The sequence below is a fragment of the Myroides sp. N17-2 genome (assembly GCF_002286775.1).
GTDB lineage: Bacteria > Bacteroidota > Bacteroidia > Flavobacteriales > Flavobacteriaceae > Flavobacterium.
Genome location: NZ_NSGJ01000015.1, coordinates 1 through 24,666, shown reverse-complemented (window position 1 = coordinate 24,666; position 24,666 = coordinate 1). Strand labels below are relative to the sequence as shown.

The window sequence follows — 24,666 nt, the reverse complement described above, 5'->3', positions numbered from 1 at the left end:
CTTATTCTATATCCCTTATATCAGTAGGAATAGTGATAATATCTAATACTTCAGCTTGAGGGCTAAGTTTAATCCCTGTCAAGCCATATCCATAATAAGCGCCTGTATCTATATTATACGAATTGCTATCTAGAGTATATTGAGGGTGGTTTTGTTTTAAAGGAGTATGTCCGTGCACTTGTAGTTTATGAAGATTAGCTAGTGGCTTACGTGTCCATAATACTCCATCCCAATTAGACTCGTCATATGGATTAATCGTATCAGATACTCCTGCGTGTGTAATTATAAATGAGGAAGTCTCATACTTAAGGGAAAGGTTCTCTAACCAAGGTAATAAATGAGACAAGTCAACACTATGCTTCTCAAAGTCTGCTAAAGTAGCTAATCCACACTGCGAAGTCCATATCTCGTGATGCCCATCATGGATATATTGAATTAACTCAGCTTCGTGATTTCCTTTAAGAATAGTGACTGACACGGATGGTTCTGCTAATAAAGCACAACATTTATTGATGACTAACCAACTATAATTTCCTCGATCAATAAGGTCCCCTACTAGAATCAGGTGTTCTGTCTGAGAATCCCACTGTTCTAAAAGAGAACAAAATGTGTGGTAACAACCGTGTATATCACCAATGATAAAATATTGCATAAGATCTTATTTGAACCTTGCAAAAATAGGGAATAAAAAAAGCTCCTACTTATTCGGTAGGAGCTTTTTATTATTATTGTTTTGAAGCGTCTAATGAAGCTTTTCTAAACTCTTTTAAAAGTTTCTCGATAGATAAAGAAGCTTTACGAGCTCTAGTACCTGCAGCTTTGTTTCCGTTTTCTGATTGTAAAGCTGAATCTTGTTTGAACGCTTCAAATTCAGCGTTGATTTTTTCAATTAATTCTTTCATGGTAATTTTTACATTTTAAATATGTATTACAAAAATAGAATATAATCTCACATATACACAGTATTTGCTGACTTTTTTATCACTTTACCCCTCTGTTTTGACACATACTAATTATACATTCTTACTTTTTATTTTGCAATACAAACCTAATTCACTCACATTCAATATCCTTAACCTAAAACAGTTGAATGCCCGTCATTACTACTCTTAGCTAAAAAAGTGAATAGATACTGCTCAAAATAATGGAGACATTATAGATTTAGGTCCTAAAACACAGTGTTTTTATACAAAAAAGCATTACTCATTCCTCACAAACAGAAATAATCACAAGCCTAAATGTAAGATAGGATAAGGCTTTCCTTGTCCATCTGTTTCAGATCTGTTTAATAATCTGAATCCCATATGCTCATAAAAACCAACTGCTTGCTGATTCTGTTCATTGACATCAACTTTCGAAATATGTAATCTATCTATAGCATAGTTAAGCAATAATTTACCTAACCCACTCCCTCTAAAATCATTGTGGATAAATAACATTTCTAAATTGTCATCTGCAACACCTATAAATCCTGTTATTTGCTCAGTACTATTTATATGCACATACAGTTCGACGAATTCAAAATAGTTTACAATATTCTTCTTAAAGTACTCAAAGTCCTCTTTCACTAGAAAGTGATGTGTATTACTTACTGCACTGTCCCAAACTTCTTCTAATCTAGGATATTCATTAATCTTAACTCTTCTAATCATAATATTAAATTTAGTAAGGCAAAGTTCTCCACATTGCTTTTCTTTCTACTGAACCTAAGTTAAAAAATACGTTTAAATCAGGGTAAGCTAATTTGTCTCCTGCTTATTTTAGGTTAAAAAATACGCTTGCGAATGCGACTTAATGCCTGAGGAGTAATCCCTAGATAAGATGCAATATCCTTTAAAGGAATATAATTAATAGCGACTCCATACTCATCTATCAACTTCAAATAATACTCTTCAGGAGAATATTTGATCACATCAATATTGCGTTGTAACAAACGATTGAGGAGTATAGCTGTTAAACCTCCAAATACTGATTTTAGATGGGGTATAACGCTATATAATTCATCTATCTTATCTTTGTGTATTTTATAAACAATAGTATCTGTAACAGCCTGTACTGAGAAATTAGCTCTTTCTTGTAAAGTAAATGAGATATTAGACATCGAGAAAGTCCCCTCCTTACAAAACCAAAAGGTCTGCTCCTCTCCATTGGGATTTAAAGTCCAACATCTAAATATCCCCTCATAGATAAAATAACTATACAACTCTACCTCTCCTTCTCTTATCAGAAAATCACTCTTCTTCACACTAGTTTCTTCAAAATAAGTATCAAACAAAGCGATTTGCTCAGTAGAGAACACTGATATATCTGTATCAAACTCGACAAGTAATTTCTCTAAAAGCATTTTATACGTATTTATATATCCTTAACTCTGCATTTACTGCAAATTTAAGGCATAAAACAGATACTATAAATACCCTTTACTTACTTTATTCTCGATTTTCATAGATCTTCTTTAAATACTCAAGAACTTTACTCACTCAAAACAAACAAGTTATAAATAAAGAGTAAAAAACTTTATTACTTTTACACAAAACTACTTGCAAAGCCCGGTATTTACTGTATATTTGCACTCGCAATACGGAAGTAAAGCAGACCAAAGGAGGAATGGCAGAGTGGTCGATTGCGGCAGTCTTGAAAACTGTTGACTGTAACAGGTCCGGGGGTTCGAATCCCTCTTCCTCCGCTGAAAAGCCCGATAACACTAGTTATAGGGCTTTTTTTTGTGCTATGTGCACCTAATTTGCACCTTGAACAAATATTTTTAGTTGATGTTGAGTTACAACAAAAATCTTATTTAATTATTTCACTATTAGCATAATAGTTACCTTAGGAAGTATTAAATTTGAAAAATCTAATTAAATTAGTAACATAGGTTGAAGTTTAAATTTATAACCAACTTCAACTGTGCTAAGTCCCTAAATTTTAAATAACCATTAACCACGGCTAACCAATGAAACCAATAGAGATTTGGACATCAGAACTAAAAAATGGAATTTATGGTGGGCTAAAACCGATTATAGATCCATTTGACAATACAAAATTCTATATTTCAGACGGGTGGGGTTCATCTTATCCTTCAATGAAATTGAGACAACTTTCATTAGAAAACGGAAAAGAATTGAATACTATATCAATCAAAAATTCTGTACGCTGTTTGTATTTCAATCCTGATAAATCAAATATTTTTGCGGTTTCAGATAATAAAATTTTTCAAATAAACAGAAAAGACTTTTCAGTTATCAAAAAGTTTGAAAAAGGTATACAAAAATATAGCGATTACATTTCATCAAATGATAAAGACACGCTTTTATTAATGAATTATAATGCCAACTTCCTTTTTGTTTACCACTACGAAAATGAGAAAGGGTTTAAAAAAAAGCTATTGTCCTGTAGTGGAATTTTTAGAGAAAGTGAAAGTACCTATTTTATTCTTTGCCCTAAAATGGGATCTGTACAACAATATAGTTTAACGAATAATAAATTAAAGGAAGTTTTACGGACAGAAGTTTTTTGCAATGCATATAAAAGTAAATCAGACAAGTTTTATTTGCAATTGGGAAAAGTAATTGAGGCCACTTCAGACACACACGAAAGAATTGAACCAATAAATCAAATCAAAATTTGTTCAATATCAAATCCACAAAACAATAGAGAAATTAAATTTGAGTTTCAATTTGATCAATTTGTCGTATCTAAAAATGAAGAAGTGTTATATCTAATCCACAATAATGATATTTGGTTTTATTCGCTTATAAAAAACGAAATAGTCAACAAAATATCACTGAACAAAAAAGCAAGAATAGTTCAGATTTTTGAAGAACAAGAAATGTTTATAAGTTATGAATATGACAAACCAAATATATTATCCTGTTGGAAATTTTAATTACCGCTAATCAGGGGTTATTTCAATGCTTATTTTATCTTAATATTCAAGTATAATTTTTATGCAAGTCTTTTATATTGACTTTTCACCTAAATTTAGTCAAATTATAGAGATCAAAAGCTAAAGACTTAGCAATTTATTTGAGACAAGAGCTCATCAAGATTGGGTCAAGAATCCTTCAACAAAAAGGACTTATAATAGAACAATGTTGCGGTAATGTTGAAGAAGTGTTGAAGGGGGGCTATAAAGGTTACACAACCTCAATAATATCAGTAGTTTCACAAGTAAATCTTATGCCTTTACCCTACTATAATTCAAGTATTCAATTCCTCCTTTTAAGAAAGTGAACTCAATCATAACTACAGATTAGTAAATTTTACAGTAAATACCCCAATTACATTTGTTATTTAACAAGACCGAGATATATTATAATTTCTTATTTTTACATAACACAATATTATACAACAACTTAAAATGAAAACACTCATTTTATTTATTCTATTACTATCTCTTCCTACCGTTGCTCAAGTCAACAGTAGTTCTCCTGATTATTACCTTCGAATAGATATAATTTCAGCTTTTAACGACGGATATACAGTTCTATTAGATCAAGAGTTGGAAGGCACTTTATCTTTCAACTACTACAATAAAGAAAAAGCTGAGATTAGAGAAGTAATTCACATCTTTGAACTAGATTTAAAGAATAGTAAAGATTTGATTAAAGAGTGTATTGATAGATTAGCTATGAGGAAGACTTTACACGAAAAAAACAAGTATCCTACATTAGAGGGAGATAATATATTATTATACATCTATGGAAACAAAAAATTAGACAACTATAGGCAATTACCTTTAGAATACAATATCATACGTCATCTATTAGGTAAGCACGCCCCTATCAAACTTGATTTCAATAAAGATTACACCTTACAATAATAAATATTCCAAGTAACATACTACACTATGAAACAGTTATTTACTATTCTACTAACACTTTTTTTCTGTACTATGAATGCGCAAGATCTTACAGGTACTTGGGCGATAGATAAGATTATCTATACTACCGAAACAGAAGAATATATTCTTTCTCCAAAAGGGGATAATATATTTGGGACATTTATCAACTTTACCGAAATAGGTACTTTTGAGAACTATAACGCTTGGCCTTGTGGTAATGATTGTTTCATTACTACTAAAGGGACATATAAGTTGTCACAAGACAACATCAGTATCTTCGTTAAGACAGTAGAGGCTAATGAATATTGTAACATTCCTAATCTTATTCAGAATACAAGTTTAGGGGTATTTAAAATATCTTACTTAGATGGTAACATCATCCTAAAGAAGCTTAAGCAAAAAACAAGTCGTTAATACTATATACCAAAATAGAGTCATTGTAAGGAAGATTATTATACTAATAAATCGGTTCTCCTTTTTACTTTTAATACTTCGTATATAATCTTTAAATGATACTTAACTGTATTCTCAGAGACAAATAATTCACTTGCTATTTCTTTATTGGTTTTTCCCTTTTGAACAAGTATTACGATCTCTTTTTGTCTACTAGTTAGCTCTTCTTTGTCAATATTTATAACTTGCTTATCTTGTACACTTAAAGATTCGTAATTCACTCTAAGAGACTCATTTTCTTTAAGTACTTGTTTATGTTTGACAATATTACGTCTATACAACAGTAAATAAATTACCATACAAACGAAAGCTATTCCTAAGAAAATTTGTAAAGCAATCTGAATACCTGTATTCCTATTTAATGCAGCATCTTCTTCTAGCAATTGTTTCTCTAGGATATTTAGAGAACTACTCAGATTAACGGTATCATACTTCGTTGCTAGCGCTAAAACTAAGCTACTTGCGTTTAGACTCTTTTTTTTCTCCCCTATTTGTTGATAGTAAATTGCCATAAAACGATGCAACTGTATAAGCTCACTGCTCCATTGAAACTGTTCTGCGTAAGCAATACCCTTTTGATAACTATCTACAACGTCATTATGCTGTCCTAAAAAGGCATAAGCTCTCAACAATTCCTTATAAACAACTGGCAAATATTGTGGATATACTTCTTTAAATACCTCTATAGACTTGCTAAAATTATCTACTGCTTCCTCATATACTAAAGTTCTTTCTAAAGCATCTATCCCCTTTAAAAAAAGGTATAATCCTAAATCATTTCTTTCTAAATGAGTTGCATCAACTTTTAAGTTATTAAACCTTGATAGAGCTTGCTTATACTCTAATTTTTCACAATAAGTACTTGCCGTTTCAAGTTCATACTTAATTGCAATTAGATCTTTTCTTTCAGTTTTTATACCATAAGCAAAAGCTTCATCTAGATTCACTAAGGCTTCACTATAAATAGCAAGGCGTTTAAAAAGCTGATATCTTTGGTAATAAGCAATACTTTTATCAATGTCTTCACTGTCCTTATCTGCTATAATTTTATGAAGTCTAATAATCGAACCTTTGTAGTCTAGGGCTATATTATTGTGTTCTATTTCTTCCCCTAACTTTATGTGATCGACAGTGTGACCCAACATAGCTGAACTTATAAAAAACAATGCGATAAGCAATACTTTATTTCCCATAACTAAAGTTCTTCTCTACTATTGACACTTAATACTTTATAAATATTCTTTAAATGATACTTGACTGTATTTTCTGAGATATGTATCTTGTCCCCTATCTCCTTATTCGTTTTGCCCTCTTTAACTAATCTGACAATCTCAGATTGACGTTCAGTTAATTGTAATGTTGGATCGTTATGTGGTTGTTGATTGGATTTAGATAGTAATGACATAATACTAGCCCTAAGTTCATCGTTCTTGAGCTTTAAAGTTTCTTTTCGCTGTTTAGTCTTAAGGGTATATTTATAGAGCAAATACAGTATCGCTATAACTAAAAGAGAAATGACTACAAGTAACGAAATAGAGAGTAAATCTTCACGCTTCTCACTTGCTATACGTTGATTATGCAACTTCTTTTCTAATACATTTAAGCGCCCTATAATCGTTCTCTCATCATATTGTTTAGAAAGTAAATTACATATTTCTTGAGTAATTATAGCATTGTCATAATCCTCTATCTGATTATAAAAATAAGCCAAGTCATAATACATATTTAAAATATAAATATCCATCTTATACTTCTTCGCATAATAAAGTCCTTGATCAAAACTCTCTAAGGCTTTATCATATTGATTCATTTGCCTATAAATATCTATTCTCTTGCGATACATTAAAGGAAGATCCTCTTGCTTATGTTTCTTTAATAATATTATACCTTCATCTAAGTACTCAATAGCTTTACTAAAGTTCATCGCCCTTGTCTCCATTACTGCTAATACAGCTAAGTAAAAAGAGTGTGTATTAGGAGAGATATACCTTAAGTCCTGTGCTGTAATATCATCAAGTATATCTGTAACCTCGTCATACTTTAGTTGATCAAAAGCCACAAAGAGTCTTTCTAGTTTTACTTTTGCCTTAATTTGTTCTCTATCCTGATCACTTTTAAGTCCTTCTTGGAACGCTAAATCTAAATTTGCTTCAGCTTTATCGTAACTAAACAATCGCTTATAAGTGATATACTTCAAAAAATAAGCTTGATACTTCTCATACGCAGTAGCTTTCTCATTAGTGATAACCTCTTCTAATAATATAATGGTAGCATCATATTTACCTACATTATTAAACGAGGTAACATCTTTAGATATTTCTTCAAAATTATACGATTGGGAAAAGCACTTTCCTATACAGCAGAAAAGAAAAATAGATCCAACTATTCTAAATAACAAATTAGTTGACATAACTGTAATACAAATTAACTCGCGCAAAAATATATAATTACAAACAAGAAAACTACGATTAACAACAACAAAAGTTCACATTATATAATTATACATAACACATCTAGCATCAATATTAGAATATTCGAGAACAAAACTCTTAGTTATATACACATTATTCATATCCATAAAGTAAAACCGTTCTTTATCGAATAGAAGAAGTAATCAGTTTCAACAAAAACAACTCACTGCATATCAAATAGATAAATAACAAACTACCCGCGGGTAGTCACTCCTCTATCCCCTATCAAACAAAGAACTACCCGCTAACTACCTACTTGAAAATTTGTTTTAGCACAACTGTTAGCGAGTTTTGCAAGAACAAATCATTTAAAACAAATCCGTATGAAAACAACTGTAACCTTATTGTTTTTGATCTTAACTTGTATACAAACACAAGCTCAAAACAAAATAAGCGTAGCATTTATTCCAATTACTTACGACTCTGAAACGATCTCTACTTCTAATGCTAGAATCATACAAGAGTCAATATTAAACTCTTTTGTAGAGGCTAAAAAATTCACAGTAGTAGACAGAGATAAACTAGCCGAAATAGAGGTAGAAAAGAAACTTCAAAGAACTGAATCCTTTATGGATAGTAATGATGTCATTACAGATGGTATTAGCAAAGGAGCAAGTTACCTTATCTCACCAAGTATATTAGGGGTTAGGCATACCAATAACAAGAAAGATTGGGAAACGATGTTACAGGTACAGATAAAAGTTTTAGATGTCTCTACAGGTGAAATCTTAGCTACATCAAATATAAACAGTGAATACATCAATCCTGAAAAAGCAATTCAAGATGCTCGATCTAAATGTCTCTCAAAAAAAGAAATAAAAGAATTTGACGCTCGTCAAGATAGGCTACAGAAAGTACAAAAACATCAGGAAGATGCTTTTATTATAGCTTTAGAACGCTTTAGTGATAATGTAAAAGCATTTACTACAAAACACTTCCCGTTAACCTTAGAGATTACAAATTGGGATGCTAAAAACAAAAATGCTTTAACCATCTCTGCGGGAAGTAACGTAGGTCTTATTCCTGGTCAAATGATAGATATAATGAACATTACAGAAGTGACAATAGGAGAGCGTAATGTACAGCGAACTCAAAAAATAGCAACTGGTTGTATCATCAAAGTAGAAGATCCTTATTTCGCTGATGGAATAATTCTAAACTCAGAGAAATCATTTAAAAAACTTCGTGACAATAATGCTCCATTTAAAGTTATAACAAGATAACCCTTAATATTTTAAACCTATGAGAAAAATTTATTTTACAATAGTAGTAATATCATTGCTATTAGGTAGTTGTGCTAAAAAAATGTACAGCCCTTATTCAGATTCACAATTAGTTAATCATACGACACAAGGCTCTCTTACCTTAAGAGGTATTGGAAATGAAGTAGATGGTAAAAATGGAAAAGCAAAAGAAGAAGCGATAAAACTTGCTCATAAAAAAGCAATACAACAACTCTTGTACTTTGGATTTGTTGGTACTGACTTTAAAAACCCTATTATTCGCGAGGGTGTTGCTGTTGAAAGTAAACACAAAGCTTACTTTGATAAATTCTGGAGTAGTGGATATCAGCGTTTCGTTACTGACTCAAAGAGTGACTTCTATGACTGTGCACAAAAAAGCAATTGTGTAAGTGCTGTTTCTGTATTTACCTTAAACTATAATATGTTGAGAAAAGAGTTAGAAGACAATAAAATAATCAATAAAATAGGGTTCTAATGCCAATTACGAAAAGTAAATATCTATACCAATTAATACTTACTCTGATGGTCTTCACTGTTGGTGAATACGCCTTTGCACAAGCACCCACTATCGCGGGTACAAGAAGTGAGGAGTCAGTTAGAGCTGCTGCTAAAATAATGGTTATTCCTTATAACAAACAAAATGAAGATATTCGAACTATTTTAGATGACAACCCTTATATAAGAACAGCTGTTTCTAAAGTAAAAGAGGCTTTTGATCAGCGTGGGTGGTCTACTGTTGACTTTGTCGCTAATCTTAGAGCTGCTCAGGCGAATGCTGCATTCACTACAGATAGACAATCTAACTTTAAATCTGATCTATTAACTACATCAGGTGCCGACTTCTATGTACAAGTAGATGTTCAGTTAACTACAGATGGCACAGGTACGAATACAGTATTAAATCTTACTGCTTTTGAAACTCATACAGGTGCAAGTTTTTCTAACAAAACAGGTACAAGTAAATTCGTAAGTAATGACTACGAGAAACTAATATCAAAGGCATTTGAACGTATTCAAGAAGAGTTTCTAAATACGTTAATGGTTAAAACAGATGAAATACGCGAGATTGGTAGAGCTACTACAGTAGAGTTTAATCTAGATGAAAACGCTACTATAGACTTTGATAGCGCATTAGCATCAGGTGAGTATCTAAACGAGTTAATAGAAGATTGGGTAGCTACTAATGCCTATAAAGGAAGAGCTAACTTATCGGGTATTTTAGACAATAAAATGCTTTTTGACGAGGTAAGAATACCGCTTTATGATCAAGATACTAATAAGCCGTATAATCTAAATCGCTTTGCTACAGAAGTGATCAAATACCTTCGTTCTAAAGGAGTGCAAGCTACAAGGAATATACACGGTCAAAAAATGTATGTAACTATTAAACAATAAAAATGAAGTATAAAGTACATACTTTACTCCTTTTGCTATTTTGGTCTATTGTTACATTGGGACAAAAAAAGGAGTACCAAGCTAATTATATAATAGAAGAGCCCATTAACAAACAAGTAGCTAGCAAATCACAGCTTGATGAGCTAAATGAGATTCTTAAAGAAAACTACACTGGAGGTTCACTGTTTTCAAATCAAAGCCCTTTTGTCTTAATTCCTTCTATTACTATTATTAGTGAACAAACTGCTGGAGAGGTACAAGTAGTTAAAGTCATTAAACTAGAAATAGGACTAACCTCTCAAGGTAAAGATGATAGATCTATATTTAATAGATTTAGACATTCTTATATCATAACAGCTGAGGACCGTTCTAAGGCAATTGATAAAGCCTTAGTATTGTTTAGAAAAGAAAGGAAATTAAAGGCGTTTTTTGAACAAAGTAATCAAAACATTGTAGCATTCTATGAATCGAATTGCTCTACTGTACTCAATACAGTTAAAGTAAATATAGAGCGAAAAGAATACTTAAAAGCCATTAGTTATCTTAGCTATGTACCCGAAACTACTTCTTGCTACAAAGAATCTGAACGAATAATCACTAAGATTTTTTTAGATTCAAAAGAAGAAAGTTGTAGAGCATTGGTACAAAAAGCCCTTGAAGAAGAAGCAAAAAGAGATTATACTAAAGCTTTGTATTTTTTACAATTTGTTGAAACAAATACTAAGTGTTATAATTCTGCTACAGCTTTAATAAACAAGATCAGTGATAAAATAGATGAAGCTACAATACGCAACTTCGAAATGGAAAAGCTTAAATTCAGTAAATTAACAGACTTGCAAAAAATGGAAATAATTGCTAAAGAGTCTAATTACATTGGATTAACAATACAAGAATAATGAATTGATTTGTTTATTGAATAACGTGATCGTAATTAGTGGTACTATTGTACCCTAATTACGATTTTTTTATATCTAGTATGTCTATCCACTTATTCTAGATTAAACAAAAAACGAGTCACTATTAGCGACTCGTTTTTTGTTTAAAAGCTTATTTATTATTTCGAATAGAAACACCTTCTAATGTACTATCACTTACTAATACGTAAGATGCATACTTGCGAATAGGATTAATGCTTTTTTTCACATCTTCTCCCGCTGTGTTCACTACAGTAATATCTTGTTTACCTTCTGCGTCTGTGCTTATAGCTGACATCGGTATCTCTATAACATCTTTATACACGATAGATAGAATAATCTTATTATCTATACTACCATCCTCTTTAAATCTAAGGTTCTCTAACACCTGAGCAGACCTATCGATAAAGACTATCTCGCTATCCCCTTTAAAGTTCAGTTTAAACGCGATACGCTGTCCTGCTGTCCCTTCAAAAGAACTCACTACAGTATTGGCATTATCAGTAGATAATCCTCTTTTCCACTGTGGTAATTCACTAGTCGGAACATCAAAGTAAACATCGTATCCTACTAAACTATACAGTGTATTCTTATCATTAGCAGACAACATATCACCTACTTTTACACTTAAGTTTCTCACGATACCCTCGCGCTCTGCCTTAATAGAATATCTAGTATACTTACTATCTCCTCCATTAATGCTTTCGTTAAGCGCTTTAAGGTCTTTACGCATATCATCTACTAACTGACGTTGCTTTAAGAATGCCACAGTATCTTTTCTAGCCAACTTTTGCATCTTATTCTCAGCGCGTTCTATATCTTTCTTAAGGCTCTTATACTCGCTAAGTTCTCTATCTTTTTCTTTCTTAGATACCTGTAGATTCCCTACTTCTATCTCATACATCACCTGACCGTCAGAGACTAATTGTCCTTCCTTAGCTAGTACAGATACTACACGCCCTTCTAAAGTCTCCTTAACAGGTGTATTATACTTCATCTTCACTTTCGCCACATATTCTCTAGTATAGGTATGATACTTACTATTTAATAGCAACACAGATGGAGCTAATACTTCTGCTGTTTCCTCTTTAGTTTCTTCAGCTAGTACTTCATTCTCTGCTACTTGCTCCTCAATATGATGATCAGCTACTTTCTCTATATCAGCTACTTCAGTTGGTTCTTCCCCCTCTTGGTGATTATTCTTATTTCCATAATAACCCACCCCTACTAAGAAAGCTACACTTAGTACAGTCATTACAACCTGCTGTATTTTAACACTTTTATTATTCATATATCACTCTTGTCGTTACAAAGATAACTAACTGATGCAAAGGACAGAAAAAAATTCAAACCAATCACACCTTACTATACAAAAAAAACCAATATTGCGAACAATATTGGTTTAATCCTCAATCAAAAATCTACTTGTGTTATTAATGACCCCCCAAAGCTCTATACAAGTCAACTAGAGATGCTAAATAATCTCTCTTTAACTCTGCAAAGTTTAAATTACCTTGCAATGCTAGGCCTTGCGCATTTACAACCTCTAAGTAAGATGCCTTATCCATCTCAAACATAAATTTAGTACTCGAAAGAGAAGTGTTTAATATATCCACTCTCTTTTGCATTACTTCCTCTTTTTGAGAAATCTTATCTATTTTTACCAATGCATTATGTACATCAGTAAATCCAACTACAACTTTATTTTTAAAGTCAATACCTGCTTTATCTCTTTCTATTACAGCTATCTCATAAGCAGTCCTTAGTTTCTTTTGATTAAATAACGGCTGTGTCAATCCACCTGCTACCATACCAAATAAAGATGCTGGTGCACTAAACCAATTAGATGCTTCAAAAGCATTAAAACCTCCTTGTGCAGAGATGACTAAGCTAGGGTACATCTGCCCTTGAGCAGCTCCTGCTTTAGCATTAGCAGCCTTTAAAGCATACTCTGCTATCTGTACATCTGGACGATTACTTAAAAAATCCGCAGGCACTCCAGTGTTTAAATCCGTAATGAAATTCAAATCACCTATTGTAACAGAGCGGGATATCGCCTGCGGATACTTATTTAAAAGCAAATTCAATCCACTCTCCTGTAGAGCTATTTCTTGCTCTATCTGTGGCAAAAGCTCCTTAGATTCTAACCATTGTGCTTCTGCCTGCTGTACTGCGACGATAGTCTCATTACCAACTTCGAACATCTTCTTCGTTAAAGAATAAGTATTCTCTCTTAAGACAATTCCCTCTTTAGCTATCTTAAGTTGCTCATCTAACATTAGCAAGTTGATATAACTAGTCGCTACCTCAGCGATTAATCTATTTTGTACAGCGCGTTTTACTTCTTCTGTCTGCATTAGAGTTGCTAGAGCAGCCTCTTTCTCTCTTCTAATCTTTCCCCATATATCCGCTTCCCACGATAAGTCAAGTCTTGCATTAAAATCATCGTTAATACGACCTGCATCATTGGCTGCTAAATAGCTATTCTTAGATGACTCTGTTCTGTTAGCCCCAACATTCATTGACAATTGAGGTAATAAAGCCATCTTCGATTGTGTGAATAACAACTTTGTTTGCTCTATATTCTTTACCGCTAATTGCAAATCAGTATTTCGCTCTAACGCAGTTGTGATTAATCCAGTCAACTCTTCGTTTCTAAAGAATTGCTCATATCCTAACTGTGCCAAATCATTAGCTATAGTATCCGAAGCAGTTTCACTATAAAACTGCTTTGGTGTTTCTACAGATGGTCTTTCATAGTTCTCCCCTACTTTACACGCAGTGAATAACATTGAACCTATTACTATATATACTACTTTTCTCATTCTCTAATTAATTATAGTCTGTTGAAATACTAGTCTTCTAATACTTCTGGTTGTTCTGGTGCCTTTCCACTAACTTTCTCTTGAAGGTATTGGAAGAACACATAAAGGAATGGGATAACGAATACTCCTAAGATAACTCCCATAATCATTCCTCCTGCAGTACCTATACTGATAGAGTGGTTACCTTGAGCTGATGATCCTTGTACAAACATCAACGGAATTAACCCAGCAATAAATGCAAATGATGTCATCAAAATAGGACGTAAACGCAAGCGTGAAGCTTCTATTGCAGAATCAACAATACTCATACCTCCTTGGCGTTTCTGTACTGCGAACTCTACAATCAAAATAGCATTCTTTGCCAGCAGCCCGACGAGCATAATCAGTCCCACCTGAACATAAATATTATTTGCAATACCCACTGCTCCGATAGCTATAAACACTCCCATAATACCTACTGGCAATGATAATAATACTACCAATGGCAAAATGTAACTCTCATACTGTGCTGATAAAATGAAGTAAATGAACAATAATGATAGACCAAAGATGAATACCATCTGATTACCTGACTTCTGTTCCTCTTTACTTAATCCTAACCACTCGATACCATAACCTGCTGGTAATTTCTCAGCAGCTACTTTCTCTACAGCTTTCATCGCATCTCCAGTACTTGTACCTGGTTTGATAATTCCGTTTACAGCGATAGAGTTAAATAAGTTGTGACGGCTGATAGCTTGAGGTCCATACACTTTTTCTAAATGTGCTAATGAACTAATCGGTATCATCTCTCCTGATCCAGCAGTTACATAGATCGTTTTAAACGATTCTTCATCTGCTCTAAACTTTGCATCACCTTGTACGAATACCTTAAACTGCTTACCAAAACGGTTAAAATCATTTACCTGTGCAGATCCGTAGAATAACTGTACAGCACTCATCATATCACTTACATCTACTCCGTGCATCTTCGCTTTAACAGGGTCTACCACTATTTTATACATAGGGAAATCCGCTTTAAACATCGTGAAGGCACTCTGTACCTCATCTGTCTCAGTCAAATCTTTATTAAACTGATTCACTACATTAGCGAAGTCGTCTATGCTTCCTCCTCTTTTATCTTGTACTACCATCTCTAATCCATCGAAATCTCCGAATCCTGGTACCGTAGGGTTAGCGAACACATAAAACTCTCCTTCTTTTAATGAAGTCAATTGACTGTTCAACTCAGCTATGATTTCATTAATATCTCTAACTTCTCCTCTTTCTTTTAAATCCTTGAACGAGATGAATCCCATACCATAAGCTGGACTGGCTGCGTTACCAAGGATATTAAATCCTGAGATTGTAGTCACCGTTTTTATAGCAGGGTGCTTTCTCATAATCTCGTCCCCCTCTTTTAATACTGCAGCTGTTCTATCAATAGATGAACCTGGAGGTAATGAAAGAGCAAACATTGCAAATCCTTGATCCTCGTTAGGAATAAATCCTTTAGGTGTACTATTCATTAATAATACCATCCCTACAATAGATCCAGCAAGAATACATAAGCTCAATACTTTTCTCTTGATTAGGAATTTAACTCCTCCTATGTATCTATTCGTTAATGAAGTAAATCCTGCATTAAACGATCTGAAGAATCTTGTTTTGAATCCATTCTTCTTTACTTCTCCTGTATTTTCTAAATCGTGGTGGTGGTTCTTTAATAAAAGAGCACACAGCGCAGGACTCATGGTCAAAGCATTTACTGCCGAAATCATAATCGCTATCGCTAAAGTATAAGCGAACTGCTTATAGAATACCCCTACTGGTCCTTCCATAAATCCTACTGGTAAGAATACCGCAGACATTACTAAGGTAATAGAGATAATCGCTCCTGAGATCTCACTCATCGCTTTAGAAGTTGCCTCCTTAGCATTAAGTCCCTCAAGTTCCATCGTACTATGGACGGCCTCGACGACGACGATGGCGTCATCGACGACAATACCGATCGCTAGTACTAATGCGAATAGCGTCAACATATTAATAGAGAACCCTAACATATTCAAGAAGAAGAATGTACCGATCAATGATACTGGCACAGCTATCGCTGGAATAAGTGTCGATCTAAAATCTTGTAAGAAAATATATACAATTACGAATACCAATAAGAACGCTTCTATCAAGGTTGTTTTTACCTGATTAATAGATTCATCTAACTGTGTTTTATTTGCAAATGTTACATTGTACTTTAACCCTTTAGGCAACTGTGGAGTTAAATCCTCAATTACTTTATATACTTGAGTTTGAATCTCATTAGCATTTGATCCCTTTGTTTGGAATACTGCCATACTCACAGCATCTAAGCTGTTGATCTTATTCTCCTCGTCATAAGCTACCGCACCAAATTCTATACGTGCAATATCTTTTAAGTACAGAACATTACCACTTTTATCAGCCTGAACTACTATTTCTTCGAATTGTTCTGGAGTATTATATTTCCCTGGATAAGTCAGTGTGTACTGTACTGCTCCACCTGCATTCTGACCTAAGTTACCAGCAGCTACCTCCATACTTTGACTTTGAATAGCACGCTCTACATCTTTAGGAGTCAATCCTCTATTTGCTAATTTGTGAGGGTCAAGCCACACACGCATTGCATAATCTTTCTCTCCATATAACTGTACTTTACCTACCCCTTTAATACGTTTTAACTCACGTACTAAGTTTATACGAGCGTAGTTCTGTACGAATGTCTCATCATATAATGTATTGTCCTCACTAATAAGGTCAATAATCATAATCATACCACGTTGTTCCTTTTGTGTGATTACCCCCGCCTGTAATACTTCCGCAGGAAGAATACCAGATACCTGAGCTACCCTATTCTGAACGTTTACTGCTGCCTGATCAGGATCTGTCTCTAAATCAAAGAATACAGTGATAGATGCAGTACCATCATTACTTGCTGTAGACTCTATGTGAGTCATATTTTCAACTCCGTTAATTACCTCTTCTAGTGGGGTAACTACTGATTTTAGAACTGTCTCCGCATTACCACCAGGGTAAGACGCTGCTACAGTAACACTAGGAGGTGCAATATCAGGGAACTGTGCTATAGGTAACTGTGTCAGCCCTACTGCCCCTAATATTACTATAATAAGAGATATAACCGTAGCCAGTACAGGTCTATGTATTATCTTTTTAAGCATTTGTTCTGTTTGTTTTAATTAAAATAAAGAATCTTTTGAGATTGCTTACTCGCTTGCTTTCGCAGTTTGTGGCTCTACATTACCACCTGCTTTCTTAGCTGATGCAGGTAGCGCAGTTACTGTCATACCATCTTGTAATTGGTTCACACCTGTTATAGCTAGTACCTCTCCTTGATTCACTCCACTTTCTATGAAGTAAGTGTGCAAGTTCTTACCGATGATTTTTAACTGACGTTGATCTACAGTGTTATCTTTATTCACTACATAAGCGAAGATCTTATCTTGTAGATCAGAAGTAGCAGCGATAGGAATCTGTACTACATTCTTATGCGTAGCCATTAGATTAACGATACCTGTACCACCATTTCTCAATAATCGATCTGGATTATCAAATACAGCACGCACACTGATAGAGTTAGTCCCTGCATCAAACTCTCCGTTGATTACATCTACTTTACCTGTGATAGGATATTTATCTCCATTGCTCAATTCTAATTCGATTGGCATCTTCAATACATTCTCAGCAGATCCATTCTCCTTAATCAAGTTGAAATAATCAGCCTCTGTTAATGAGAAGTAAGCATACATCTGAGAGATATCAGACATCGTAGTTAACTCTTCTGCCTCACCTGCTGTTACTAAGTTACCCACACGCTTAGTGATACGTCCTAAGAACCCATCTACTGGAGCTGTGATCGTACAGTAGCTTAAGTTTAACTTAGCCTCTGCTACAGCTGCCTGAGCTTGAGCTACATTAGCTTTTGCATTGTCTAAGACTGCCTCTGCTGTCTTTAACTGTATCGGTGATACGAACTTATTATCTAATAGAGATTGTACTTTATCTTTTTCTAATTGCGCATTAACTAACGCTGCCTGTGCTGCTCTTAAGCTAGCATTAGCATTGTTTAGCTGTATGCGGTAAGGTTGAGCATCGATTAACATTAATGCTTGACCTTTTTTCACATAGCTTCCCTCTTCTACTAATATCTTTTCTATATACCCAGAAGCTTGTGCACGTACTTCTACGTTAACTCTTCCTTCTAATGATGCAGTATATTTTTTTAATACTAAGGCATCACCTTTCTCCACTACATTTGTTTTTACTTCTAAAGCAGCTACTTCTTCAGCTCCCTCATTTGACTGATTTTTACAACTAACGAAAAATACAGATAAACCAAATAATAGTCCTCCTAAAAACAAAACTTTCGTACTTCTATAAATTTTATTCATTTCTAACGCTTTTAACACAACAAAAGTCCAAAAAAATAGAACGCCAACTTCTATAATTAATTCGAAGCGTACAAATTCGAACCTGAAACGTCAAAACTTGTTACTAATACGAAACAGCATTAATTAGCAACTAGAAAACAGACATTCTAAACTGGCTAATAACCATATATCACAGTGAATTAATTAAAAATATTTTAATAAACTCAACCCCTAAACACATCTAATAACACATAATCTTAGCCAAACGAAAAGCCCACATAGCATCTCTACTATGTGGGCTTTTCTTTTGACTATCTTAATTCTTACTAGCTATTCAACCAGCTCTTTAATAACGGAGCTTTTTCTCTACTAATAATCACTTCACGCTGTGGATCTTTTACTAAGCTAACTTTAAGCTTTCCGTTGTGATAATTTTGAATATTATTTATACTGTCCACACTGATGATATGCTGTCTATTTGCTCTAAAAAATACTGCAGGATCTAACTCCTCTTCTAACTCCTCTAAAGTTTGTCCGACTATAATCACCGACTTATCTTTAAGCACTAAGTGTGTAATCTTTAATTCAGAGAATATGAAGTCTATCTCTTCTACTTTCACAGTCTTAAAGCCGTCCTTATACGGAATAAGAAAACGAGATCTATAGAATGCCTCTTTCTTGTGTAGATGCCCAAGGATATCCTTGATAGAATCACTTAATACAGGAGCAGAACGAAGAGATTTAAACTTAGCTAAAGCCTGCTCTAACTCTTCCTCCCTAACAGGTTTCATAATATAATCAATACTATTAACCTTAAATGCTTTTAAGGCATACTCATCGTATGATGTTGTGAAGATGACAGGAGTCTTGACCTCCACTTGTTCGAAAATCTCAAAGCACAGTCCATCTTCTAATCTAATATCCATCATAATCAAAGAAGGTTCGTCATTGTCCTGCAACCAACTCACACACTCTTTTACACTTTCTACCACAGCGAGTATCTCTATATTAGGATCTAGCGTCTGTAATAAACGAGATAACTTATTAGCATTTCTTACCTCATCCTCTACTATCAAAACTTTCATCTGTCTACCTATTTTATTTATTTGTCACTTTTATTGATTAATAAAGGCAGTCTAACTATAAAGTTGTCTGAAGACTTCTCTATAATCACCTTATTTTTACTCAATAGTCTATATCGTTCTATTATATTAGTTAGCCCTACCTTAGAAGAAGGTAATGTCACCACTAACTCTTGTATATTATTACTCACCACCACATAATTACCATCTACATAGATATCTATCTTTAGTGGTTTTTCTTTAGAAGCACTATTGTGTTTCACAGCGTTCTCTACTAATAATTGGATAGATATAGGAGCTACATAAAACCCCTTCTTGACTTCCTCTAATACATTAATATTTAGGATCACCTTACTCCCCATTCTCTCTTTTATCAAGTAGAAATAAGACTCTACGAAACTCAATTCTTCTGCTAAGCTAATCGTATTCTTTCTGACATTAGACAGCATATATCGGTATACTAAAGACAAGTGATCTATAAACTTAACCGCGATATCCTGATCCTCTACTACTAACTCAGATAAGGTACTGAAGTTATTAAATAAGAAGTGAGGGTCTAGTTGCATCTTTAGAGATTCTAACTCTGCTTGACTAGCGACACGCTCTAACTGCTCTGCCTTTAACTTTAGGTCAGACGCATCTACCATTGACTTCTTCCAGTTGTTGATCAAAAAGTACCCTGTGTGTATCGCACTAATAAATATACCTGTATTAATACTAATGATTAACGACTGCCAGATATCTATTTTAGCCTCTAGATCAATAATATCAAATGACTCATAAGGAGACAATAAGATATAAACGAAGTTAATCACAAAGTATATGATAAAGATAAATACGAGTAGTAAGACGAACTGTACCACCACACGCATAATAGGAAGCTTATGCCAAGGCAAAAACTTATTAAGAATCCTACTTAACCAAAGGCTCACTTCAGTAATCGCCATACAGTAAATAAAGAGTACTAAGGCAGATTCCCACATCTCATCTAATCCCATCTCTGTCCAGTCGGCATCATAGGGATTCAAAAGAAAGTGAGAAAATAAATAAAGAATAAACACCAATGGGATGACCATTAGTCTATAATGTTTTAAGAACATAGATTCTTCTTTTACTTTCTTTGCTGCCATACTTTTATTAAATTCTTTAACAAAAGTACTTTTATATTTCTATAAATATAAATCTACATCACCCAAAATGATATATCGCAACTTGAAACGGAAAAATAAGGAACCAACCTGTACTAATATCTCCTCATATTAATTTTTAATTATCCAAAACAATGCAATAAATACGAAATAACCATCTATATATACAAAGTGAAGAGATTTCTATAAAAAACAAAAAAAATAGTGTAGTCCCCTTCACTACACTATTTCACATTAAAAAAACCTAACCTAAAAAAAACACGTAATCTAACATCTATGACCATTACCAAGTAATAGTCTATTCTCTAAAAACTCAATAAATGAACATTCTAATACCTTCGCTACGCCTAGCTCTTCTGATAATAACATTCTAACGATCGATGCATCGCATTTCATAAGACATTCAACGTTATCTATATCTTCAAATAACTCTTCTATACTATCTATATCACAGTATTGCTCTTCATCTAGAAGTACGATAGCTCCTTTATGCTCCCCTACTAACACCTCTCCGATCAATGTATCCTTATCCCATCTCCCCATAATAAATATATAAGGAGAGAAAAAACTCTCTTCATTTATCTCTTCTAATACATCAAGACTATCCTCTCCATACCCAAAGAAAATAGACACATCACCAGCTATTCTCTTTAAAGCAGAATTGCTATTCACTAACAAAAACCGAAAATAATCATCTGAGAAGTTATAAGTAAACTGTAGACTGTTTATCTCATTTTTAAACAGTACATCAACACCTGAATCTATCAGAAATCGATAACGTAGAAATTCATTCATAGTAGTTGTATTGGTTAGGTTAAAACTACCTAATTAAAAGCAACCATCCAACACCTAAACTAAAACATAACAATCTGATAACATTGATATTAATTACTAAAAAAGAATATCAAATATCTATTTCACATATACTATTTCAGGCCCTAACATTGGAAGTATTACAAGCCCATAAAGGATAAACAAAATCAGACCTATTATGATAGCACACTGTATGTAGAATAGCCATATCCATTGTTTACTAGGTTATAGAATCCCTCAGCGGTAGGAAAGAAGCTCAGCTTACCTCCTACATACTGAAATCCACTTAGGTAATATCAGTAGGCAAATTAACTCTTTTTACAAATGTTTTTACATTAAAATACTTTTCTTGATAAGGTTCTTCTTTTAAGAGATTAACTATAAAAACAGCATTATCTTTATCGTATAATAACAACTCTTTCACAAAATCAAGATAAGTAACCTTATTAGTTACCCTATAAAGAGTGATACTTGCTAAGGTTTGCTCAACTTGATAATAATTAGTCGAATTCACCACCTCTTCCAATGCCTCAAATATCTCTTCTATGTAACGATATTTTATATTATTTGAAATATAATGTAAAGCACCTAATACAACATAATTTTCATCTCCAACATATTTAATAATCAAACCTAAAACCTTCACATAATCAATATTCAATGACAAATCATTAGCAATATAAACAAGGTCAGAAAGAAACTCTGTACTTTCATGAGAAAGATTATCATTAATGTACTCAATTAAATAAGCTTTATCTTCGTCATCAAACAGAATATACTCACTAAGAAAAACATCAACTAAGCTCTTATCATCTATTAATAACAATTTTTTAATATCATTCAATTCTAATTTAATATCAGAATGACAAAAATCATAAACTAGATTATAATCTTCTTCCCAAGTTAATTTAGATAATCTACTAATCAACTTATCTTTTTTTTCCTCCTTTACTATGTCTTGATCCTCTCTGTTGTGTTGCTTTTTCATGCGCTTTAAGTTTTTGGCTTTCTGCAGAAGTTCTACTACTTGGTGTTTTATTCAAAAGACTTTTCAACTCTTCAGGTTCTATTTCCATTCCATTAGGATTAATAGCATTCATAGGATTATTCCCTACATAGCATAAGGACTAAATCTCACATACTTCTCCATTAGCGGATCCACATTCATCCATCTACTGATAGTCGCATCATAATTACGAGCCCCATAGTCATAGTAGTTCAGTCCAAGTTCTTCCTGCTTCTCTTTAGCGTTATACTGATACTTATAATCCTTCATCAGATTATATGACTTCTCATTATACCCTGTATGTGCTAAGTTCTTCTTTAAGTTTTTTTTATTCTTTTAACTAGAATAAAGATATAAATGATTGTAAGGATTAAATACGGTAAAGAACTCCAAAAATAAATTGATGAATTAATAATCCAATCTAAGAAAACAAAATTCTTTAACCATAAACAAAACATACATACAACCGAAATCAACTTTAATATATTGTTCTTTACAACTAATGACCACAACATAAAAATTAATACAATCAATAATTCTAGAAGTAATAGATTAAAATTTAAACCTTCAAAAGATATACTAAATGCAAAGTCATTTTCTACATTCTTTTTTATTGTTTCTGAAATAAATAGTACAATAGGGTAAGCTTGTGAATTATTATAACTAATACCTATCAGTAGAAAAAAAACAATTATAAATATGTGTAAAATTTTCAGCTTCATATAACTTCTTTTTTACAAAGAGCCTGATGAACTATTTTGTTTTCTGTTATCAAGCTCTCCATTATTAATAATTTAAACATTATCAAATTTCATTCTATTAATTAATTTCACAGAATTAATTCCATTATTCATTCTATAAAAATAGGAATTAAGAATGGAGCAAATGTATTATCCATATTGGTACGATTAGTTCCATTAGGTAGATTTACTGTAGTCATTTTCTAGTTTTTAGATAAAACTATAGCACCTCCACTAACACCTAAACATAACATTAACCAAACAATAAGTCCAATTAACATGCACTCAAATCTACTTCTAAGTTACCATAGCTGTCATAACTATAGTCTGCCCCACTAATACTCAAATATTCACCTCTTATTCTATATACACTAAATCTGTTTAAACCAACTAATTAAAAAAAGCCTTCCCCATTTTTGCATATATATAGTAAAATCCGTTTTCCAAAAATGTGGAGATGAACAAAACTCTGTTAACTCTTCCATTATAGCTGTAAATTTTCTTTCAAACATTACATCATTATCATCAGAAGAAACCATAACATTACTATAATGTTTATTTAAAAAAGTATCTACCTCTTCTTTCTTAACTCCCTCATTTCTAACCCTATTTAACTCTGTAAAAAAATAAAAGACAAAACTTTTATACTCTTCAAATGTCAACTTAGATACAATATAATATGTCAGATGACTCTCTACTAATTCTTTAAAATCTACTAGTGGTTTGATGGTGTTATTCTCCATATTTTTTGTTTATTTTGAATTCTACTATGAAACTCTTGTATGGACATGTTAAAGGATAATTACAGATTCAGGAGTTACAGAAATTCCCCATCCCTAGTGTTATTGATAATCCATCTGTACTAGCAGCCTCAATCATTCCATTAAGATTCCTTCCCCCCACATCTGCAGTTCTAACACAGAAACATAATATTAATCAAATAATAAGTCCTATTAACATACACTCAAATCTATTTTATATATACTATTTCATGCCCTAACATTGGTACTACTATAAGCCCATAAAGCATAAACAAAATCAGGACCTTTATTATTATAATCTCTAATAATTTATATCCGATCTGCTTTCTAAATAATTTCTTTCCGCAGCTTTATATTGAACTCGAACCAACATATATCCAAGCAAAACAAGGGAGAATAAAACCATAAGAATGGTTATAGACACTCTAAACTCTATGCTCCGTTTTTGGTTATAATCATTGTTGTCCGATAAAAAAAAAGAAGCCAGCAAGCTGACTTCTAAAAAGTTATCGTAGTTTAGTCTTGCAAAACAATAAACACGATGAGTAAAAGTACATATTTTTCTAGTAAA

Annotated in this window: 25 protein-coding genes and 1 tRNA gene; 8 read left to right on the top strand and 18 right to left on the bottom strand. The window is 33.0% G+C overall.

The window, feature by feature from the left end; all coding sequences use genetic code 11:
• Position 1: 1 nt before the first annotated feature.
• The 4 genes from CF599_RS08215 to CF599_RS08200 all read right to left on the bottom strand — a co-directional run bounded on the left by CF599_RS08215 (position 2) and on the right by CF599_RS08200 (position 2,344).
• Complete coding sequence (locus tag CF599_RS08215) at positions 2-652, bottom strand: metallophosphoesterase (protein ID WP_121965555.1); 651 nt, start codon at positions 650-652, stop codon at positions 2-4.
• 73 nt (positions 653-725) lie between these two features.
• Entirely contained in the window at positions 726-902 is a 177-nt protein-coding gene (locus CF599_RS08210) for a histone H1 (protein ID WP_121965554.1), read from the bottom strand.
• Between the two features lie 324 nt (positions 903-1,226).
• Entirely contained in the window at positions 1,227-1,652 is a 426-nt protein-coding gene (locus CF599_RS08205) for an acetyltransferase (protein WP_121965553.1), read from the bottom strand.
• Between the two features lie 113 nt (positions 1,653-1,765).
• Complete coding sequence (locus CF599_RS08200; RefSeq protein ID WP_121965552.1) at positions 1,766-2,344, bottom strand: Crp/Fnr family transcriptional regulator; 579 nt, start codon at positions 2,342-2,344, stop codon at positions 1,766-1,768.
• A 257-nt stretch (positions 2,345-2,601) separates the two neighbouring features.
• Between CF599_RS08200 and CF599_RS08195 the strand changes: the two genes are divergently transcribed.
• The 4 genes from CF599_RS08195 (at position 2,602) to CF599_RS08180 (ending at position 5,257) form a co-directional block, all read left to right on the top strand.
• A tRNA-Ser gene (locus tag CF599_RS08195) sits at positions 2,602-2,686 on the top strand.
• A gap of 267 nt (positions 2,687-2,953) precedes the next feature.
• Positions 2,954-3,886, top strand: coding sequence for a hypothetical protein (locus CF599_RS08190; RefSeq protein ID WP_121965551.1), 933 nt, complete (start codon positions 2,954-2,956; stop codon positions 3,884-3,886).
• Between the two features lie 474 nt (positions 3,887-4,360).
• A complete protein-coding gene (locus CF599_RS08185) occupies positions 4,361-4,822 on the top strand; it encodes a hypothetical protein (protein WP_121965550.1) in 462 nt (153 codons plus the stop codon).
• A 27-nt stretch (positions 4,823-4,849) separates the two neighbouring features.
• On the top strand, positions 4,850-5,257 hold the full coding sequence (locus CF599_RS08180; protein WP_143824805.1) for a hypothetical protein: 408 nt from the start codon (positions 4,850-4,852) through the stop codon (positions 5,255-5,257).
• A 38-nt stretch (positions 5,258-5,295) separates the two neighbouring features.
• On the opposite strand, the gene CF599_RS08175 is transcribed toward CF599_RS08180, so the two are convergent.
• Together CF599_RS08175 and CF599_RS08170 are read right to left on the bottom strand one after the other, a co-directional pair.
• On the bottom strand, positions 5,296-6,489 hold the full coding sequence (locus tag CF599_RS08175; RefSeq protein WP_121965548.1) for a response regulator transcription factor: 1,194 nt from the start codon (positions 6,487-6,489) through the stop codon (positions 5,296-5,298).
• 2 nt (positions 6,490-6,491) lie between these two features.
• Positions 6,492-7,706, bottom strand: coding sequence for a LuxR C-terminal-related transcriptional regulator (locus tag CF599_RS08170; protein WP_121965547.1), 1,215 nt, complete (start codon positions 7,704-7,706; stop codon positions 6,492-6,494).
• A 384-nt stretch (positions 7,707-8,090) separates the two neighbouring features.
• Between CF599_RS08170 and CF599_RS08165 the strand changes: the two genes are divergently transcribed.
• Genes CF599_RS08165 through CF599_RS08150 form a run of 4 tightly spaced genes read left to right on the top strand, consistent with a single transcriptional unit; the run spans position 8,091 to position 11,302 of the window.
• Positions 8,091-8,990 (top strand): CsgG/HfaB family protein, encoded by a 900-nt coding sequence (locus CF599_RS08165; RefSeq protein WP_121965546.1) that lies wholly within the window; start codon positions 8,091-8,093, stop codon positions 8,988-8,990.
• A gap of 19 nt (positions 8,991-9,009) precedes the next feature.
• Positions 9,010-9,486: a hypothetical protein gene (locus CF599_RS08160; RefSeq protein WP_121965545.1), complete on the top strand. Its 477-nt coding sequence runs from the start codon at positions 9,010-9,012 to the stop codon at positions 9,484-9,486.
• The gene (locus CF599_RS08155) at positions 9,486-10,406 is read left to right on the top strand and encodes a DUF6175 family protein (protein WP_121965544.1); all 921 of its coding nucleotides are present in this window, start codon (positions 9,486-9,488) and stop codon (positions 10,404-10,406) included. Before CF599_RS08160 ends, CF599_RS08155 begins: the two co-directional genes overlap by 1 nt.
• A gap of 2 nt (positions 10,407-10,408) precedes the next feature.
• The gene (locus CF599_RS08150) at positions 10,409-11,302 is read left to right on the top strand and encodes a hypothetical protein (RefSeq protein ID WP_143824804.1); all 894 of its coding nucleotides are present in this window, start codon (positions 10,409-10,411) and stop codon (positions 11,300-11,302) included.
• A 151-nt stretch (positions 11,303-11,453) separates the two neighbouring features.
• Here the strand turns inward: CF599_RS08150 and CF599_RS08145 are convergent, their stop codons facing one another.
• From CF599_RS08145 to CF599_RS19720, 12 genes are all read right to left on the bottom strand, one after another.
• On the bottom strand, positions 11,454-12,611 hold the full coding sequence (locus CF599_RS08145) for a biotin/lipoyl-binding protein (protein ID WP_121965542.1): 1,158 nt from the start codon (positions 12,609-12,611) through the stop codon (positions 11,454-11,456).
• Positions 12,612-12,753: 142 nt separating this feature from the next.
• The gene (locus CF599_RS08140; RefSeq protein WP_121965541.1) at positions 12,754-14,145 is read right to left on the bottom strand and encodes an efflux transporter outer membrane subunit; all 1,392 of its coding nucleotides are present in this window, start codon (positions 14,143-14,145) and stop codon (positions 12,754-12,756) included.
• Positions 14,146-14,174: 29 nt separating this feature from the next.
• Positions 14,175-17,336, bottom strand: a complete 3,162-nt coding sequence (locus CF599_RS08135; protein WP_121965540.1) for an efflux RND transporter permease subunit — start codon at positions 17,334-17,336, stop codon at positions 14,175-14,177.
• 45 nt (positions 17,337-17,381) lie between these two features.
• A complete protein-coding gene (locus tag CF599_RS08130; RefSeq protein ID WP_121965539.1) occupies positions 17,382-18,566 on the bottom strand; it encodes an efflux RND transporter periplasmic adaptor subunit in 1,185 nt (394 codons plus the stop codon).
• A gap of 305 nt (positions 18,567-18,871) precedes the next feature.
• Positions 18,872-19,630: a LytTR family DNA-binding domain-containing protein gene (locus CF599_RS08125; protein WP_121965538.1), complete on the bottom strand. Its 759-nt coding sequence runs from the start codon at positions 19,628-19,630 to the stop codon at positions 18,872-18,874.
• Positions 19,631-19,647: 17 nt separating this feature from the next.
• Positions 19,648-20,757, bottom strand: coding sequence for a sensor histidine kinase (locus CF599_RS08120; protein ID WP_121965537.1), 1,110 nt, complete (start codon positions 20,755-20,757; stop codon positions 19,648-19,650).
• Positions 20,758-21,042: 285 nt separating this feature from the next.
• Positions 21,043-21,570, bottom strand: coding sequence for a hypothetical protein (locus CF599_RS08115; protein WP_121965536.1), 528 nt, complete (start codon positions 21,568-21,570; stop codon positions 21,043-21,045).
• Between the two features lie 304 nt (positions 21,571-21,874).
• On the bottom strand, positions 21,875-22,576 hold the full coding sequence (locus CF599_RS08110) for a hypothetical protein (protein ID WP_121965535.1): 702 nt from the start codon (positions 22,574-22,576) through the stop codon (positions 21,875-21,877).
• Entirely contained in the window at positions 22,518-22,688 is a 171-nt protein-coding gene (locus CF599_RS19820; protein ID WP_254050260.1) for a hypothetical protein, read from the bottom strand. Before CF599_RS19820 ends, CF599_RS08110 begins: the two co-directional genes overlap by 59 nt.
• Before the next feature lie 11 nt (positions 22,689-22,699).
• On the bottom strand, positions 22,700-22,864 hold the full coding sequence (locus tag CF599_RS19815; protein ID WP_254050259.1) for an RHS repeat-associated core domain-containing protein: 165 nt from the start codon (positions 22,862-22,864) through the stop codon (positions 22,700-22,702).
• 841 nt (positions 22,865-23,705) lie between these two features.
• Complete coding sequence (locus tag CF599_RS08095) at positions 23,706-24,077, bottom strand: hypothetical protein (protein ID WP_254050258.1); 372 nt, start codon at positions 24,075-24,077, stop codon at positions 23,706-23,708.
• 319 nt (positions 24,078-24,396) lie between these two features.
• Positions 24,397-24,666 (bottom strand): hypothetical protein (locus CF599_RS19720; RefSeq protein ID WP_216821871.1); only part of this gene is annotated, 270 nt, incomplete at its 5' end.